Source organism: Saccharolobus solfataricus, assembly GCF_900079115.1.
Classification (GTDB): Archaea; Thermoproteota; Thermoprotei_A; order Sulfolobales; family Sulfolobaceae; genus Saccharolobus; species Saccharolobus solfataricus.
On sequence record NZ_LT549890.1, the window covers coordinates 1426504 to 1443505 of the forward strand.

General features: G+C 38.6%; 14 protein-coding genes and 3 pseudogenes. 6 read left to right on the top strand and 11 right to left on the bottom strand.

Features of this window, described 5'->3' with window-relative positions:
* Window positions 1-8 precede the first annotated feature (8 nt).
* The gene (locus SSOP1_RS17395) at window positions 9-185 is read right to left on the bottom strand and encodes a hypothetical protein (protein WP_009992702.1); all 177 of its coding nucleotides are present in this window, start codon (window positions 183-185) and stop codon (window positions 9-11) included.
* Between the two features lie 251 nt (window positions 186-436).
* Here SSOP1_RS17395 and tnpA point away from each other — a divergent pair, with 251 nt between their 5' ends.
* Together tnpA and SSOP1_RS07740 are read left to right on the top strand one after the other, a co-directional pair.
* Entirely contained in the window at window positions 437-838 is a 402-nt protein-coding gene (gene tnpA / locus SSOP1_RS07735; protein ID WP_009992706.1) for an IS200/IS605 family transposase, read from the top strand.
* A pseudogene (locus SSOP1_RS07740) lies at window positions 825-1991 on the top strand (RNA-guided endonuclease InsQ/TnpB family protein); the annotation flags it as partial. The gene tnpA and the pseudogene SSOP1_RS07740, both read left to right, overlap by 14 nt.
* Before the next feature lie 184 nt (window positions 1992-2175).
* Here the strand turns inward: SSOP1_RS07740 and SSOP1_RS07745 are convergent.
* From SSOP1_RS07745 to SSOP1_RS07765, 5 genes and pseudogenes are all read right to left on the bottom strand, one after another.
* The gene (locus SSOP1_RS07745; protein ID WP_010923418.1) at window positions 2176-2619 is read right to left on the bottom strand and encodes a hypothetical protein; all 444 of its coding nucleotides are present in this window, start codon (window positions 2617-2619) and stop codon (window positions 2176-2178) included.
* 83 nt (window positions 2620-2702) lie between these two features.
* Complete coding sequence (locus SSOP1_RS07750) at window positions 2703-3131, bottom strand: transposase (RefSeq protein WP_010923419.1); 429 nt, start codon at window positions 3129-3131, stop codon at window positions 2703-2705.
* Between the two features lie 212 nt (window positions 3132-3343).
* Window positions 3344-4240, bottom strand: a pseudogene (locus SSOP1_RS07755) (ISH3-like element ISC1225 family transposase); the annotation flags it as partial.
* Between the two features lie 172 nt (window positions 4241-4412).
* Window positions 4413-5372 (bottom strand): IS5-like element ISC1234 family transposase, encoded by a 960-nt coding sequence (locus tag SSOP1_RS07760; protein ID WP_010923364.1) that lies wholly within the window; start codon window positions 5370-5372, stop codon window positions 4413-4415.
* A 94-nt stretch (window positions 5373-5466) separates the two neighbouring features.
* Window positions 5467-5634, bottom strand: a pseudogene (locus tag SSOP1_RS07765) (DUF4322 domain-containing protein); the annotation flags it as partial.
* Between the two features lie 464 nt (window positions 5635-6098).
* On the opposite strand from SSOP1_RS07765, the gene SSOP1_RS07770 reads away from it, so the two are divergent.
* Together SSOP1_RS07770 and SSOP1_RS07775 are read left to right on the top strand one after the other, a co-directional pair.
* Window positions 6099-6332, top strand: a complete 234-nt coding sequence (locus tag SSOP1_RS07770) for an AbrB/MazE/SpoVT family DNA-binding domain-containing protein (RefSeq protein ID WP_418344486.1) — start codon at window positions 6099-6101, stop codon at window positions 6330-6332.
* Window positions 6319-6708, top strand: a complete 390-nt coding sequence (locus SSOP1_RS07775; RefSeq protein ID WP_048054229.1) for a PIN domain-containing protein — start codon at window positions 6319-6321, stop codon at window positions 6706-6708. Before SSOP1_RS07770 ends, SSOP1_RS07775 begins: the two co-directional genes overlap by 14 nt.
* Before the next feature lie 440 nt (window positions 6709-7148).
* Here SSOP1_RS07775 and SSOP1_RS17005 read toward each other — a convergent pair whose 3' ends face one another.
* The 3 genes from SSOP1_RS17005 to SSOP1_RS07790 all read right to left on the bottom strand — a co-directional run bounded on the left by SSOP1_RS17005 (window position 7149) and on the right by SSOP1_RS07790 (window position 9268).
* A complete protein-coding gene (locus SSOP1_RS17005) occupies window positions 7149-7316 on the bottom strand; it encodes a hypothetical protein (RefSeq protein ID WP_158011701.1) in 168 nt (55 codons plus the stop codon).
* Window positions 7317-7398: 82 nt separating this feature from the next.
* Window positions 7399-7863 (bottom strand): hypothetical protein, encoded by a 465-nt coding sequence (locus SSOP1_RS17010; RefSeq protein WP_231918247.1) that lies wholly within the window; start codon window positions 7861-7863, stop codon window positions 7399-7401.
* 139 nt (window positions 7864-8002) lie between these two features.
* Window positions 8003-9268: an MFS transporter gene (locus tag SSOP1_RS07790; RefSeq protein WP_010923438.1), complete on the bottom strand. Its 1266-nt coding sequence runs from the start codon at window positions 9266-9268 to the stop codon at window positions 8003-8005.
* 1046 nt (window positions 9269-10314) lie between these two features.
* Between SSOP1_RS07790 and SSOP1_RS07795 the strand changes: the two genes are divergently transcribed.
* Window positions 10315-11490, top strand: coding sequence for an RNA-guided endonuclease InsQ/TnpB family protein (locus tag SSOP1_RS07795; RefSeq protein WP_010923437.1), 1176 nt, complete (start codon window positions 10315-10317; stop codon window positions 11488-11490).
* Window positions 11491-11527: 37 nt separating this feature from the next.
* Here SSOP1_RS07795 and msrA read toward each other — a convergent pair whose 3' ends face one another.
* Window positions 11528-12061 (bottom strand): peptide-methionine (S)-S-oxide reductase MsrA, encoded by a 534-nt coding sequence (msrA, locus tag SSOP1_RS07800; RefSeq protein ID WP_010923436.1) that lies wholly within the window; start codon window positions 12059-12061, stop codon window positions 11528-11530.
* Window positions 12062-12958: 897 nt separating this feature from the next.
* Window positions 12959-13642: a hypothetical protein gene (locus SSOP1_RS07805; RefSeq protein WP_009990164.1), complete on the bottom strand. Its 684-nt coding sequence runs from the start codon at window positions 13640-13642 to the stop codon at window positions 12959-12961.
* Window positions 13643-13892: 250 nt separating this feature from the next.
* Here SSOP1_RS07805 and SSOP1_RS07810 point away from each other — a divergent pair, with 250 nt between their 5' ends.
* The gene (locus tag SSOP1_RS07810) at window positions 13893-16994 is read left to right on the top strand and encodes a P-loop NTPase family protein (protein WP_009990163.1); all 3102 of its coding nucleotides are present in this window, start codon (window positions 13893-13895) and stop codon (window positions 16992-16994) included.
* Window positions 16995-17002: the final 8 nt, after the last annotated feature.

Below are 17002 nucleotides of genomic sequence, written 5' to 3' on the forward strand. Positions count from 1 at the left end.
CCCATTAATTAGATACTCCTCTCAACGTCTCTATACATATCTATAATCTGAATTAGCTGGTCCTTAGTAATTAGTCCTTTGTAATACATATCTATCGCATCTGCTATCTTAATTGATACACTTCTTATTCTCCGTCCTCTAGTTGCAAAATAAATTGGAACAAAGAATCCCCACCCTAAGACCATACCCCTGCTATTATGTAACCATAGATGTCGGAGATGCTTGCAATTCCAGTTACCACTAGTTTACCCTCTACGAAAGAAAAATATAGATCCACTATTAGCGTCCCTACTAACCCTGCTATTAGTATAGTAATAAGTATTAGAATAATCCTAATTAACGGGTCTTTGATGAACTCTTTTGATAAAGGAAAGGCAAGCCTCGCCTCTTCTAGGGGCGGGGTAAAGCTTTTAAACTCAGAATACTTTAAAGTGTTGTGGAACTAAAATCTACAAGACATACAAAGTACCTATGCAACTACCATTTCGTATGGATACCAAAACATCGTAGAAACACATTAGTCAACGAAATCGCCGAGTACACTAAAGAGGTACTGAAGTCCATTGCAGAAGAACTCGGTTGCGAAATAATAGCCCTTGAAGTAATGCCAGATCACATACACCTCTTCGTAAACTGCCCACCAAGATACGCACCATCATATCTAGCAAACTACTTCAAGGGGAAATCGGCAAGACTTATCTTAAAGAAATTCCCACAACTGAATAAAGGGAAATTATGGACTAGAAGCTATTTCGTGGCAACAGCCGGTAACGTATCCAGTGAAGTTATCAAGAAGTACATAGAGGAACAGTGGAGGAAAGAAGGTGAAGAGGAGTAACACTGTTAGGCTAGTAGTATCTAAAGAGCAACATGAAGTGTTAAAGAGGCTTGGTATAGCTACGGCTAAGTGTTGGAATGAGGTTAATTGGTTAAGGATGAAACAGTACAAGGAAGGAAAGAGAGTAGATTTTGGAATTACAGAGAAGGCAGTGTATGAAAAGTATAAGAGTGTGCTGAGGGTTAATGCGCAACAAGTAGCTAGGAAGAACGCCGAAGATTGGAGGAGCTTCTTCTCATTAACCCGTGAGAAGAAAGAGGGAAAACTACCCAGTTGGTTTAAACCGAGACCACCGGGTTATTGGAAAGATGGAAGATTAATCGTAATTATCAGAAATGATAGGTACACTGTGGATGAAAGGAATAGGGTGGTTTATCTTAAGGATTTTAATCTCTCATTGAAGTTTAAGGGTAGGTTAAAGTGGCATGGGAAACAGGGTAGGCTGGAAATAATTTACGACGAGGCGAGAAAGATCTGGTACGCACATATACCAGTTGAAGTTGAAACTGAGAAAGTTAAGGAAGGAATAAAGGCATCTATTGATTTAGGTATTGTGAACCTAGCCACGGTTTATGTTGAGGACGGCTCGTGGTACTTATTCAAAGGTGGATCTGCTTTATCTCATTACGAGAACTACAGTAAGAGAATTACTATAGTTCAGAAGACTTTGCATAGACATAGGCAGAGGAGGAGTAGAAGGCTTAAGTTGCTTCACGAGAAGAGGAGTAGGTTCCTCAAACACGCCTTGAACAGTATGGTGAGGAGGATAATGGAAATACTGAGGGAGAAAAACGTTGGTGAGGTGGTTGTAGGTTATCCTAAAGAAATAGCTAAACATCATGGGAATAAGCTGACTGTTAACTTCTGGAATTATTCGTATATAATAAAGAGGCTTGAGGATATTGGTGAGGAGTTGGGGATAAAAGTAATAACAGTGGACGAGGCATATACTTCTAAAACGTGTTCCTTGTGTGGGGAAGCCCATGAGGATGGACGTGTGAAAAGGGGATTATTTGTGTGTCCCCGCACAAGGAAGGCAATAAATGCGGACTTAAACGGAGCAATAAATATTCTACATATCCCCGAGTCCCGAGGAAGCGAGGGCAACTTCCACAGAGGGATAGGGGTAATTGGGCTGAAGACCCAGCCCGTGACGTTGTCCGATTTGAGCAAAATTAAAAACCATTATAATTACAGCATTTCTGATTATACTATTCTTCATTATATTCAGCCATAAAGAATAATATAATATGTATTAATAAGGGAAAATACAGATAATTGTACAATCTTGCAATAAAATTTGCCATAACAATAAGTAAACACGTAAACGAACCTCGTTAATTAACGAGTACCTTCGTCCTAATCCTCGTCGAAAGAATTTCGAGATCACGATAGAAGTTAAGGAAGAATACCTCCATAACCACTCCCCTTAAAGTTGTAGACGAAGCCTTACCTTCCCTAATCTCAACACCACTACCCTCAACCGGAAGTCCAGCACTACCAACACCCTTAACTAAGACGTCCTCCCTAAAAATCCAAGCCCTATCAGCCATTAACTTAACGTTATCAAATGAAAAGGCTAGATCACTTAAATTGGCCAATCCAACCTTGAAGTCCCTAACGAAATTAGTCCTCCTTTCCACAAGATTACAGACCTTAAACCCGAAGTAGGACTTACCGTGCTTCCTACCCCAACTACCCTTATACTTCCTAAAGGCTGTGAAGTTCTTGAGCTTGGAAGTAGTATAACCCATGAGGAGAAAAACGTCATTGAACCCCATCTCCTTAAGGTCAAGTGAGATCTTCTCAAGACCGTTTTGAAGACTCCTCTTTCCGGGGTAGGCCTCACGGAAGAATGTGTCAATTATGTGGTAGTCCTCGAACCTATCGTTTTTTCTCTCCCAACTTCAAGTTCAAAGCCCTTTTCCCTATACTCGCTGATCACCTTGTCCAAAGCCTTGTTTAACTCATCCATCAGTGTTGTTCTCATCGTCTCGCCCTCTTGAATAACTGTTTGTTGAAGTTTCTTGTAGAAGAAGAATACTGTGCTCTTTGGTGGAACTTTCCCGCCCAAGAAGTCCATAAACCTCTTACTGTCCCTAATTTCTCCCTCCAAGTTATTCCAAGAGATGTCGAAAACGAACTTGATTAGGAGGACTTTGAGGAGTAAGATGACGTCCCACTTGGGCTTCTTGGAGTAAAGGGACTTAAGCTTACTCCTAAACGTTTCCCAAGGGAAGGATTTATCCACCTTGAGTAAGAGGTCCTTTTCAGTTGAAATTGCCTTTACCATAATATTATCTCATCCTAATTTCTTATTAATATTACTCATGAATTGCCATTTTAATCAACTTGGATAACGTCCCGTGGTCTACCGCTGGACGAACAGAGTGGGGTGGGTGTCGAAAGCACTCACTAGCTATGAAGTGATGAGAATGAAGGCGGTAAACCGCAAACCTATGAACCGCTCTAAGGGAACCATTGCCCTTTACGGTAGACCCAAAATCACCTCCATAAAAATAAATCTATAGTATTAATAAGTGTTTCCTCAAGATTAAATATAAAATCCTTTAGATCAGATAAATCGTCTAGAAAGCAGAGGATGAGCAGCAATCTAAACTCCTCTCTTGTCATGACGTTCTTAAACACGGTGTAAAGCGAGTAGAAGATCATGGCCAGCACGAAGATCAACTCGCGGAAGATGAACTTGGTGGAGCTCGTGAAGGGAAGGAAGGCCTTGATGTTCCTGTAAGACGTCTCAATGGGACTCCTAACCTTGTTGTACAACTTCAGCACTTCCCTCTTGGGTAGGTCGAGGTTGGTCGCCCTCGCGAAGTACACCACGGTCTTCTTCCTCTTCTTAACGATTTCCTTACCATACACCAGGAGTCTGAACTTGACCTGCTCTTCCTTCTTATACCTCTTACTGTTTGTCGTGTACTCTCCGTCGAACTCCTCGTAGATCTTCACGTCCCCCACAGGGACTCCTATCACGAACTTGAACTGCGATATGAACTTGAGGACTTCCACGGTGTAGAATCCCGCGTCCAAGGTTACGAGCCCCACCTTGAGGCCCATTCCCACAATTTGCTCCATGAGAAGCTTCACGATCTCATCCTTGCTCATCCCGTTAACTTGGGGAACGAAAGCTAGGAGGAGCACCATATTCTGATACTTCGTGATCGCGGTAGCGTAGTTCCACGAGTTCCCCTTGGCTGAACTACCCAGTCCCTCCACCGGCTTACCATACCACGTCTTGGTTGTCCAGTCTATGGAGATGTCGACTTCCTTCACTCCCTTGAGTATCTCCATGGAAATCCTCCTCATGGACTCTAATAGCTTCTCGATCACCTCAGTTCCCTGCTCCTCCACGTAGTTCCTCACGGTCTGTGGTGACACGTGAGAGTGTCCGGAATGTAATTATCTGAACGAATAGATAAACAGAATGATAAATATTAATATTGCCAGAAGGGTAGGACCTGGATCACCGAGAAAAACTTTATAATGGAAAAATATCAAGACGAGAGGATTTACCTATCGCGCATAGCGTTGCTTGATCGCGAGGAGGCGCGTCTCAGAGCTGAACGGCTCTACGTCCTGGAGGAGTCCTCCGTTGGATCGCGAGGAACATCTTGATGTTGTAGATCACTCCCAGGACGTGAAGGAAGACGTCGTTCCTCCAGGTCGTGGTCCCGTAGGGCCTCCAGAACGCGTTCAGGTAGGTGCCGAAGAACTCCACGTGGGCCCTCAGGGTAGTGAAGGGCTTCTCCCGCGCTATGAGCTGTGTCGGGGAGGGAGAGAATCCCCTGTCCGCGATCTTAATCCCCTTGAGCGGTGACTTGAACCTCTTGTCCGAGAAGTTGGCCGGCTTCACCGTGATGGACCTCACGAAGAGGGAGACGGAGATCACGGCTATGGCCTTGAGCCCGTAGTGCGAGACCCCTCTCTTCTTGGTCCACCTTCCCTCGAACCTCCTCTTGGTTCTCCCCAGGGAGAGCAGCTTCCTGGCCCTCTCCAGGTTACCTTCCCTCCTCTCCAGCTCCGCCTTCTCCCGAAAGGTCTCCACGCTCCTCTTCCCAGGAGGTAAGTCCAGTAGGAAGGAGTCCACTAGCCACGCCATGAAGTCCACGAGATGCGCGCTCGCAGGGAGGTAACTGGGTAGGCACTTCTCCTCAAGCTTGAAGGAAATCTCCAACAACTTCTTCCTCACCCCGTACAACCTGCCCACGAAGTCGTGCAGCGTGCTCTTCCCCACCTTCCTCCCCACGAACCAGGCCACGACCACGTTCACGTTAACCATTTTCACCGCGTCCCTATAGGAGCAAGAGTAGAGCACCATGACGATTAACAACTTCAAGTAAACCAGCGCGCCCTCGCCCAGAACCCTCTCCAAATCCATGGCGTCCAGCACGGGCTTGATCTCCGTTAACCATTTTTCCCTCCACGGCATATCCTCTATTGGGGGAAGAGGGTAGTACATCAGGTTTGGTATGTGTCTTAATGTTCTTGCCATGGTACTACCCTCTACTCCCATAACTTAAGTGTTACTCCAATTTAATCCAAGATAATGCTAAAAACCAATTTATTCTTGCCAATAAAAATTCAATTTTTTACATTCCGGACACTCTCACGTTATACCCTTTGGACTTGCTTTCCACGGAGTCGTTCCACAAGCACGCGGAGACCAGAACTCTCGATACCTCCTCAGCCTTTCTTCCCTTGAAGCTCAACATGGAAAGTAATTTATACCCTACTTGTTGTATATTATTTTGGTGGGGAAGACCAGGTGTTATCACCTTGTCTTCACCACGTGATAATACCGGCTTCCTCACCTTAAATCTTTCTTCAATTAGTTGCGTTCTTGTTAAAGCTATAAATTCTATTATTTTTCAGAATCTGATATTACCCAACCAAAATTATTTTTTGTAAAATGATTTTGGGTCTACCGTTTAGGGCGGTGAGGAGGTCAGATTATGACCATTATATATTCTATATTCACAAACATATAAGCACAGGAGGTCAGATTATGACCATTATATATTCTATATTCACAAACATATAAGCACAAAGGAAAGTTCAATTTCTGAACCGTATTAAATAACGTAACGGCAGTTATCTTATTTTTCCTTAGTAATAATGGAAAAACGTCAATATCTAGAAAGCTTTTTGATGCAATTCTGGAGCGATATATATCAAGATCTCTGACCCTGCATCATAACTACTAGAAAGATTTATATATTACTTACACCTAAAATTTACTATGGAAAGAATGATATCTAAGGTCACCAGGAACTTTCAAGTCACAATTCCTTATGAGATTAGAAAAGTGCTAGGAATAAAAGAGGGAGACTATATTGAGTTCGCAATAGAAAACGGTAAGGTCATGATAAAACCTGTTAGAAAAGTTTGGTCAACTATTAGACTTGGAAGAGAAGTTACAGTGGAGGAGATTGAGGAAATCGCAAGTAAGGCCTTTAAAGATGATAGTAGTTGATACGAATGTCCTAATTTACGCCACTCTTGAAGACAGCGAATTTCATACTCAAAGTCTAGAGATAATTGAGGGATCAGACATAATAGTTCCCCAAATTGTAGTCTTCGAATACATAAAGGTACTATCTGAAATTGTACAGAACTTAGATTTCATAAAAACAAAAATCTCAGAGTTAAACAATTTTGTCGTTGTTTGCGAAGACCTTAATACTATAGCACTAGCGTTGAGACTATTAGCAGAGTTAAAACTTTCACTGAAAGACATTAACGATATGATAATCTTAACCGCAGCAATTAAGACAAACAGCTCCATAGCCACATTTGATCAGAAGCTTAGAAAGATTGCAGACAAGAAGGGAGTTAAAGTTTTGCCTTGATTATTTTTTAAAGTAACAGTCATTAAGCTTTGTGGGATTGTTGAATATTCATAAAGGGTTATGAGATGTCAATCTGAATTGTGCATCTTATCATTAATTGAAAGGAAGATAATAGTGGTTTAGTGTAAAAATATTCAACAGATCAACTAAGCACAAGGATCGAGTCTGGGACAAATTAGTATAATGGGTTTCCAAATTTATATAGCATTTCGGGATTTTTAATCTAGCGCTTTAGACCACAGTAGATCGTGAATCGCGACCCTCGCTAAGACCGTCAAGTGGATCCTCTCTTCCCTGACCTTATTTATGATCCACCCTGTCCTCCTTTTAATGAAGATCAGAGCCTCTCACGCTTAAAATACTCCTCCAAATACTCCAGTGGGTTCTTCATGAACTTCAATATCATCTCCCTCCACCTTTTCCCTCCCTTGATCGTAGCGTTAGGGTATCAAGTTCTCAGAATCAGGGAAGTCATCCAGTATAGACTTGCTATAGTACTTGTCAGCCCTCAAGGAGTCAACCTTTACACCAAGATCCCTCAGGACCTCGAGGACCATCTCATAAGCCTCCCTCTCACTCTTAAGCGAATAACCGTAAGCGACAATCAAGTTACTACCCAAGTCAAAGATGAAGAAGGAGTACGCGAACTCCTTCCTTCACATCTTCCCCAGACTTCTCCCTTTCACTCCTTTAATGCTTGGTTACTACTAGGGAATAACCTGTCCTGTCCATGACCACCTTGAGGCCACTAGCGGTCTTTGAGAGTAGGTTGTAGAGGATGACGAAGATGTGGGGTGGGAGTATAGTCTCTCTACTGTCTTGTGGCTTATCTCCTCCTTCGTTAGGTTCAGTAGTAATGCTAGTTCTGCGGTTTCCCTGTTGGATAAGCCTAGATATTCCTTGATTATCAGTATGTATGCCTTCTCTTGTGGGGTTAGTTTGCTTTTTCTCCCTTGTTCTTTCTTGATCTTGACGAACTTTGCCTCCTCTAAGTCTTAACTCTCGACCGAATCTTCTTAATCTGGCTAACCTCTCTTCTTCGCTCTCCTTATTGTTCTCTATCTTACTGAGCCTACTTTCCTTGTGCAACTTGATCAAGTCCTCTATTGACTCCTTGAAATTGTCGAAGTCTTTCTGAGTTAACTTCTTATTCATGTGTTCATGATACAAAATAAGGGGTATCTAAAGTTTTTGTCCCAGAGTCACAGGGATCAAAAAACTTTTTATAAAAATGACATGCTGTTGCTAATAACAAATTTATAGAGGAATACGGAATTAATTATATTCAAAAGAATTAGCTTCTCCTTATGAGCAGTATAACCAAACCTGCTAGGAAAGAGAATAGTGCCATCATGTAGACTCCATCTATAAAAGATCCAGTGAATGACTTCAGAAATCCCACTACTATAGGTCCCACAATTCCTCCTAAGTTACCTACTGCATTTATAAGACCTATTGCTGCTGCAGCTGCATCACCATGTAAAAACTTCTGTGGAACTGCCCAAAATGTAGCTATAAAACTGTATATTCCAATTGCAGCTATTGCGAAGAAGATAAACGATAGAACAAATATATTCTGCGTTAATGCACTTAAACCCAAGCCGACACCAGCAATTATAAATACTATGGAGGTAATAGATCTGTGCCTTTGGGTTCGATCAGCTAAATGCGCTATAAATATTAGTGAAATTGAAGCTATTACATATGGTATTACCGATAAGAAGCTTGCAACAGTCGCGTTAACTTTTCCAAATGAACTTATAATAGATGGAAGCCAAATAGAATAACCATAAAGACTTGTTACTCCTAGAAAATATACAATAGCAAGGATTATTACATCCCTATTAGTTAACGCCTTGGTCCATTTAACGTTTACCTTTTCCGTTTCTTCCTCTTTAAACGCATTTTGAATAGCAATTTTTTCCTCATTACTTAACCATTTTGCATCTTTAGGAAAGTCAGTTAGAATAAAATATGCTAATATCCCACCAATAATTGCTAATATACCTTCATATATGAAAAGGTACCTCCAACCAGGGTAATCGCCATATGTTGCAAATATGGCACCAGCTATTAGTCCACCAAATATTCCAGAAACGGGAATTGCTGCAGTGAAAAAACTATTAGCTGTAGCTCTCTCCGGCTTTAAAAACCACAGACTAAGATAAAACATAACGCCAGCAAAGAAAGGTCCTTCAGCTATTCCAAGTAAAAATCTTAATACGTAAACTTGTGATACCGAGGAAACAAATCCTGTCAATATGGTAATTATTCCCCAGACCGTAAATGCTGCTAGAAATATTTTTCTAACACCATACCTATTGATACCCAAGTTAGAGAAAATTTGAGGAATGAAATACCCTATAAAGAATAGGGATGATGCGAGAGAAGCAATTATACCAACTTGTCTAGTTGGGACACCTAAATATTGGAACATATGAGCATCTATTGCATATGAAATATTTACTCTGTCTAGGAAGTTTACAATATACAGGAAAAAGAGAATTGGAAGGATCCTAAGATATCTTTTATGTCTGGAACTCTCAACAAGGGACTTCATATTTTAAAGATTGTTAAAACTGGTTAATAATCTTTATGATAGATATAAGTGCTATTCTTAAGTTTAAATTAATATTCTGCTCAAAAGATTTAATTATTTAGAATCTTTTCATGATAATTGCAAAGAGGACCATGAGTACTAGAAATTTTTGTAATATTGGTTTAATTGTGAATAATAAATTCTAGTTTCCATAATATTGCTTATATATTCTCTGTTATTTCTAAGTAAAGCATTGCTTTTCTTGCATCGGGGGAATTCAGATACCAATTGTGAACTCACTTTATTTCAAAGAAGCTACTAAATTAACTAAATGAAGACAACTAACTATCAGAGATGCATGATTACCAATATTAACATTTTTACAGAAAAGTTATTTACAAATTACAATCCATAAAGAAGACTTGAATCACCCTTACCAATTCTAAGGGAGGAGATTAATAAATATGAAAGATAATTTTTACAAAAATGAAAAGCCTTTAGAGCGAGGTCAGTTGTTGAGCCTTTTCCCACTTAACTGTTACGTACTCTCATTATCAATTAACCTCAAGGTGTACAGTTTACGTTTGTAATGATCCTTAGATGCTCTCAATAACCCAATAAATCGTCAAACTGTATAAAGAATAAAAATAATTTTCTCGGTCACTTTTGAATAAGATAGAAATTGCAAACGTTCAATGAGGTTTACGCAGATTAGTAAGATAGTCATTCTCGGTATCAGACACGCTTTGTCTTTATAGCGGAAATCATAATTATTTACTCTTAAAAAAAGGAATGTAGGTGCTTTGTTGAATACTTCAATTTTTTAAGATGCTAAGCTCATCAATTTTTCTTAAATTCGAAATCAAGCGTTAATTTAAAAGTAAAATCCACGTTAACTCAGATAAAGATTGAAGAGATCCATAAAGCAAGAATGTAGGAGTTTTCTCGTTATATTATACTTAACTACCTTATAACAGACGGGGGTTCAAAGGGAGCGGAAAACTTCTCTTTGAGGCGGATCCCTTTGTAGAAAAGTTAAAAATAGGAAAATAACGAAATACACATCAATGCCCACCTTAGGGTTTCGCTTCCGTGCATACACTGACGAACAAACCCTTAGGGCGTTAAAGGCCCAGTTGAAGTCAGCGTGCAAAATCTACAACACCTTAAGGTGGGCAGACATATACTTTTACCAAAGGGATGGGAAAGGACTAACACGAACTGAGTTAAGACAGTTGGCTCTAGATCTGAGAAAACAAGATGATGAGTATAAGCAACTCTACTCGCAAGTAGTTCAACAAGTAGCTGACCGTTACTACGAAGCTAAGAAGAGGTTCTTTGAAGGTTTAGCACATTTCCCGAAAGAAAAGAAACCTCACAAGCACTACTCCCTAGTCTATCCCCAGTACGGTTGGAAAATACTTCAAGTTAGAGAAATAAGAAAAGGAAGCAAGAAGAAACTAATAACGCTTAAACTATCAAATCTTGGTACGTTCAAGGTAATAGTTCACCGAGACTTTCCCCTTGACAAAGTAAAGAGAGTGGTAGTGAAGCTAACAAGATCTGAGAGGATTTACATCACTTTCGTAGTTGATCACGAATTCCCCAAGTTACCTAACACGGGTAAGGTAGTGGCGATAGATGTTGGTGTAGAAAAGTTGATCGTAACGTCAGATGGTGAGTATTTTCCTAATTTGAGACCTTACGAGAAAGCGTTATGGAAAGTGAAGCATCTACACAGAGAACTTTCAAGGAAGAAATTCCTCTCTCATAACTGGTTTAAGGCTAAGGTTAAGCTTGCTAGGGCTTATGAGTATTTGAAGAATCTAAGAACGGATCTTTACATGAAGTTGGGTAAGTGGTTTGCTGAGCATTATGACGTTGTAGTCATGGAGGGTATTCATGTTAAGCAGTTGATAGGTAAGTCATTAAGGTCTCTGAGGAGGAGATTGAGTGACGTCGCGTTCAGCGAGCTTAGAGATTTGATTAAGTATCAGTTGGAAAAATACGGAAAGAAACTCATCCTGGTCAACCCAGCATACACTTCCAAAACTTGTGCTAAGTGCGGGTACGTAAAAGAAGATCTATCACTTTCTGATCGTGTTTTCGTTTGTCCCAACTGTGGTTGGATTGCAGATCGTGACTATAATGCTTCTCTTAACATCTTACGTGGATCGGGGTCGGAGCGACCCTTAGTGTGGAGCTCCGCCCTCTACCAGTACTCTGGCATGGCAGAGCTGTGAAGCAGGAAGCTCCCTCATTTATGAGGGGGTAGCTCACCTATCCTTCGTGAATCTTAACTTTATCAGGGAATAGTTTCATAAATTTTTTTACTTTAGGGCTTATAACTAATCTACAGTAAGGATTGTACTTATGTTTGTCATAGAAATCGTGATGATAATCCTCTGCCTCGTAAAATACTTCGAAAGGCTTTAGTTCAGTCACAACTTTCTTTCCTATCCTTTTCTCAACCTCTCTTATCATTTCCTCAGCTATTTTCCTCTGCTCTTCATTATGGTACAATATTATGGACCTATATTGTGTTCCAACATCGTTTCCCTGCCTATTAAGCGTAGTAGGATCGTGAATCTCGAAGAAGATTTCCAGAATTTCCCTATATGAAATAATAGAGGAATCAAAGGTTATCTGAACTACCTCCGCATGTCCAGTTGTATCTGTGCACACATCCTCATATGTAGGATTAGGTACGTGACCACCAGAATAGCCTGGCTTAACACTTATCACTCCCTTAACTCTCTTATATACTGCTTCTGTGCACCAAAAGCAACCTCCTCCTAATGTGGCAACTTCCATAATAATACTAACGAAAACTAACCTTTTAACTTATGTTAAAAAAATCTAATGTGGCAGTTCTTCTTCTTTCACCATTGAAAAAGGAAGAGAGGGTTAGAAGGAAAAACGCTACCATACCGACATTTTCTGAAGATAAGATAAATTATAAAATATTCAAGCAGATTCGGTGTAAGATATATAATATTTAGATTATACATTCTTTAATATTTATAACTAGCGTAGTCTAGTGGAGGAGAATTTACGTAAATATTTAAGGCTTAAGGAATTTAATGAAAATCACGTAAAGTGTTACAGCATTTCAGACAAAAGATCAGAAGTTCTTCCTCATATGCATTAGTAATGAGATATACTTATTGTTGAAACTGTTGAGGTTTAAGCTTTATAGGAATGTTTACATAAAGTCTTACTATTGACAAGAACATGAACAAAATTAATAAAGTATGCTTAGTTGATATATTGGATATTTTTAAACTGGACCTATGTTATTTTCCTTTCAAAAATCTCAAGGAGTTAATTTCCGTTTACAAATCTCTTAAACCGTTGTGAAAACTCAAGAACTCACAAAGCATCTCCGACAATACGATATTGATACTTGATGAGGCACAGAATCTTAAGCAAGGGACAATTCACCTACTCTCAGTCTTTTACGAAAACTCTTAAACTATTACTCTACACTTCTCAATTTCTTAAATTAAATTATAGGACTCCAGTGAATTTGATGGATAGTAATGTGATAATAAATGCAAGCATTTCAAATGGACGATAATGTTATCAGTGTTTATGACCATACCCTAATACGTAAATTCTGTTTAAGAGAGCTTACTTATGAGAAGTAATTCCCCTACTATTATTAATTTCACTATTAGATAAGACTGAATTAGAACGCTGGTGGAACGACTACGATTTTTCTTCTTCTTTTTCCTTCCCCACTAACAATTTTATGATCAAGTTTAGATCATTCTTTAGCTCATTGAATTTTGAATCCATATCTGAACGTAAGTCGTTAAACCTGGTATCCACGTGCTCAAATTGCTTATCTACGTACTCTTTAAACTTAACAAATTGAACATCAGTGTAAGCCCTTGACTCTTCGAATTTCTTGTCTGTATATGTTCTTAGTTCTTGAAACTTAGTGTCAACGTAGTTTCTAAGGTCTTCAACTTTCTTATTAGTTTCCTCGAATTTCTTGTCTGTGTAGACTCTAGTTTCCTCGAATTTGTTATCGACATAGTGTCTGAGATCCTCAACTTTCTTATTAGTTTCCTCGAATTTCTTGTCTGTGTACGCTCTCGACTCGTCAAACTTCCTCTCCGTATAGTCTCTAAGGCCTTTTATGTCTTCCTTGACACTTATGATTTCAGCCTTAGTATCATCAAATCTCTTATCAACGTAACTCTTGAGGTCGTCAAACTTCTTATTCATATCTTGCCTTAAGTCATCAGTTCTTTTACTGTTCAAGTACATCATTAGAAATAGGTAATCTTGCTCAGATAACTTCTTACCCTGCTTTGATTTCTCCACTAAACTCTTAGCGTACTCAGTAACAGCGTCACTAAGCATTTGTATGAAAACGTCAGCCATGAATATAAGTTCGAAAAACTGCTATATAAGTATAGAGATCAGCGAAAGTAACAACTTTAGGGGGTTCGCGTTGAGGCTATTCCTTATAGAGGTTTGAATTTCAAATGAATTCGATACCAGTTCATAAAATGTGGATAACACTGAAATATAAACGTTTATGGAGAAATTATACATCGTTGAGTTGAATCAAAGAACATTCTAGGATTCCAACAGTTATAGTTAAAATCTATTTTTGACACTTTATTATAACATGAGGGAAATTCTCAAAGTCAGTGAGATCAGAAGATTGATTAGGAGAAATAAGGCATTGATTGGAGGTCTCCCCTTTAGTGGTAAGACTACGATGATAAAAAAGGCTTGTGAGGGTTATTGCGAAGAGAACGGAATACAATTTATCGAACTACCTAAGAAGTTTGTCAGTATTGAGGAGTTAAACCAATGGAAGGAAAAGGTTAAAGGAGTGGAAAAGGCTATTATAGAAGGGAGAAGTTATGTAATAGAACTTTTATTAGGTAAGGTTTCTATAGCTGATACGCCATCCCTTCAGTCCTTGAACTTGGATTTAACGGGAAAGGTAGTTAGCATGAAAAGTTTAGATGCAATTAAAAAGATATATAATAGCGGTATAAGGGACGATAAAGCTGTTTCAAAAATTTTGATGTATTCCACTGTTGCCGTGCCTAATTATTATACTGTTATACCCAAGCTAGTTAACGAGGGCATTGAGCTATATAACCAAGGTAAGCTGGACAAAACACTGGAGTTTGTCTTAGGGTTAAAGAGGTTGTATTATTCTTTTCCTAAGGGAGATGTAAGCGGGGAGGATAGTGTTATATTTGCCTTGCAACAAGTTGTACCGAGGGATATAGATTTTAAGACTGCGTGGGATGAGTTAAGCGAAACTTGGAAGGAGTTGGTATATTACAGACTCGATTCTGTTCTCAAGCTTTTGCCTGGTTCTGCAGAGAGAATGATTAATCAGAAAGAGATAAAACCCATGGGAGATAAGGTAAACATTTCTGATATAGACCCCTTTTTCGTTGGCTTAGCTGAAGAAGGAGTGTCAATACTCCTTAGCGGAGAGAATCTTTGTATTGTTGGTCCTATACGATCTGGTAAGTCTACTTTAGCAAACTACGTTTACTCGATGGCTAATTTAGGGAATATTGAGGTTGTAGACTATAATAATTATGACTTACTTGGACTGAAGCAGAAACTATCTTCGGAAAGTAAAAGGTTTATTGCAGTCCTAACAGAAGATATTTACATTTCCCTACCTTTAACCTGTAAAGTAATAAACTTAAATACTTATATTAATGACTTCATCAAGTATCAATATTTAAAGGAAAACAAATATATAAGGGTCGGCACCTATGAGATACCTCGTTATTACTATAGTCTCTATAAATTAAAGTACAATATGAGTGATGACCAAATTATTGATGAATATAAGTCAGATATGACTAAATATATTATAAACACAATTTTCGGAAACAATAAAGAACTGATAGATAATTACCTCCCTCTTCTAGTTCTAGGCAAGAGATATTTGCCTTTTCCTCCAAGGGTAAGTGAGATAATACTTAAGTACTTTAATAGGCAAATAGACGAGACCTTTGTTAAATGGTTCTCTGCATTCGATTTTATGGGTTATAAAATAGAGGAAAACAAGGAAATAAAAGCTAAGGAGAATGAGGTTCTTCGAAAAGTTAGGGATGAGCTCATCAAAGAGGTTAAGGAGAAGAAGCTCGAAGATGACTTATTGAAAGTATTTTTTCACAATCTAATGGCCTTTAAGGTCGCTATCGCCAATTTAAATGGTTTTATAGCTACTGCACAAGGTAGATATTCTCCTATTGTAGAGAAACTACTCTATAAGCCGGATATAGTGGATAAATTGGATCTTGATTTGGACAGAAGACTGCCTGAAGTGTGCAACTCTTTAAAGAAAATTGAGGATGAATTTGATAAGAAAAAAGATAAAATTACTATAGCCGGCTTTCTCCTACTACCAGAAAAATTAAAGGAGGAAAAATTAACCTCTTACCGCTTAAGTATAGATTATTACGCTTCTATTTACCGGATATTGTCTTCAAAAGGTGCTGATATAGAGTGTTTGAGGAGAGCGTTTAGGGTGCTTAAACTGTTCGAAACGTATTTCAGTGATATTTTCACATACTCTAAATTCGAAAACAAGATATACAGCACTGCACTGACGACTAGAGATGAGGAACTTATACGCGACTATCTGAAAATAACTTTTATGCACTTTGTCCGTTACAGTATAGCTTATATTAATAAGGAACATTTGGAAAGGATTGCTGAAATTTCGGACTATGCCAAATTAGGAGTAAAGCCGATACTTATACCATATGAGATTTTAGCTGAGGACTTGCCGATTGAAAAAATAGGAGACCCGGTGGACATCTATGCTTCTTTAATCACCTTCCTCTATATAGAGAAATTATATTCAGAGATTCAGAAAATCGATTTATTTAGCCGTTCCTATCAATATATAGAGATTCTATATGAAAAATTTACCAAATCCCAAAGAAGTATTAGCGATAAAATCCTTTCTACTATATTCGACGTTGCATTTTCTATGTGGTGGGATAGGAGAGATCTAATATTAAAATATATAAACGACCTTGTCGGATTTTGCGGGATAAAGGCTGGCATTTCAACGTTTTACAGTTATGGCAAAAAGAGCGATTTTGAGAAAGCTTTAGAGTATGTAAATATGATCATTAATAGTAGATACGCAATTATTAGCAAAGAAGGGAAAAATACGGAAGAAATAACGAAAATGTTATTCGATATATATAAGGTGAGACTAGCCAGTGCACTTCTCGCATCAAGGTATGAATATAAGACAGTACTGCAGGATATTATGGAATTGCAGTCTAAGGCTAATATAATAAATGATAGGTCAATAAGAGAGAACATAAGGTTAGCATATCTCATATCTAAGTTGTTATTATATAAGGAGGTTGAGGAAACTATCCCCATGTCGCGAAAATTGATTCTTTACAAAGCAGCCTTGGCGTTAATGGGTGGTGAGAAGGAAAAGGAGGAATTCTTTAAGGAAGTTGAGAGTAGACGAATAGGACGTAGACCTATTACGGATATAGAACGCGTACTACCAAGGCTATTAACAAAGGAGTACTTAATACCAGTTCTTAAAGCCTACTTTTACTTGAAAGGGAAAGGAATAGAGATGACAGAGTTAGACGACTACTTAGAAAACGAAACAATAGGGATACCGATGCTTGTAACAAATAAAATATTTGATAAAATTTACGCTAAGGAAAACAGAAACAAGTTCATCGCATCGCTTATACTTTTTATATGAGTAAAATA

Excerpts from the sequence above, each read along its gene's own strand:
- SSOP1_RS07760 (WP_010923364.1), bottom strand. The coding sequence starts at position 5,372 with ATGGGAGTAGAGGGTAGTACCATGGCAAGAACATTAAGACACATACCA.
- msrA (WP_010923436.1), bottom strand. The coding sequence starts at position 12,061 with ATGGAAGTTGCCACATTAGGAGGAGGTTGCTTTTGGTGCACAGAAGCA.
- SSOP1_RS07805 (WP_009990164.1), bottom strand. The coding sequence starts at position 13,642 with ATGGCTGACGTTTTCATACAAATGCTTAGTGACGCTGTTACTGAGTAC.
- SSOP1_RS07810 (WP_009990163.1), top strand. The coding sequence starts at position 13,893 with ATGAGGGAAATTCTCAAAGTCAGTGAGATCAGAAGATTGATTAGGAGA.
- SSOP1_RS07775 (WP_048054229.1), top strand. The coding sequence starts at position 6,319 with ATGATAGTAGTTGATACGAATGTCCTAATTTACGCCACTCTTGAAGAC.
- SSOP1_RS17395 (WP_009992702.1), bottom strand. The coding sequence starts at position 185 with ATGGTCTTAGGGTGGGGATTCTTTGTTCCAATTTATTTTGCAACTAGA.
- SSOP1_RS17010 (WP_231918247.1), bottom strand. The coding sequence starts at position 7,863 with ATGAATAAGAAGTTAACTCAGAAAGACTTCGACAATTTCAAGGAGTCA.
- SSOP1_RS07745 (WP_010923418.1), bottom strand. The coding sequence starts at position 2,619 with ATGGGGTTCAATGACGTTTTTCTCCTCATGGGTTATACTACTTCCAAG.
- SSOP1_RS07795 (WP_010923437.1), top strand. The coding sequence starts at position 10,315 with ATGCCCACCTTAGGGTTTCGCTTCCGTGCATACACTGACGAACAAACC.
- SSOP1_RS07790 (WP_010923438.1), bottom strand. The coding sequence starts at position 9,268 with ATGAAGTCCCTTGTTGAGAGTTCCAGACATAAAAGATATCTTAGGATC.
- SSOP1_RS07770 (WP_418344486.1), top strand. The coding sequence starts at position 6,099 with ATGGAAAGAATGATATCTAAGGTCACCAGGAACTTTCAAGTCACAATT.
- SSOP1_RS07750 (WP_010923419.1), bottom strand. The coding sequence starts at position 3,131 with ATGGTAAAGGCAATTTCAACTGAAAAGGACCTCTTACTCAAGGTGGAT.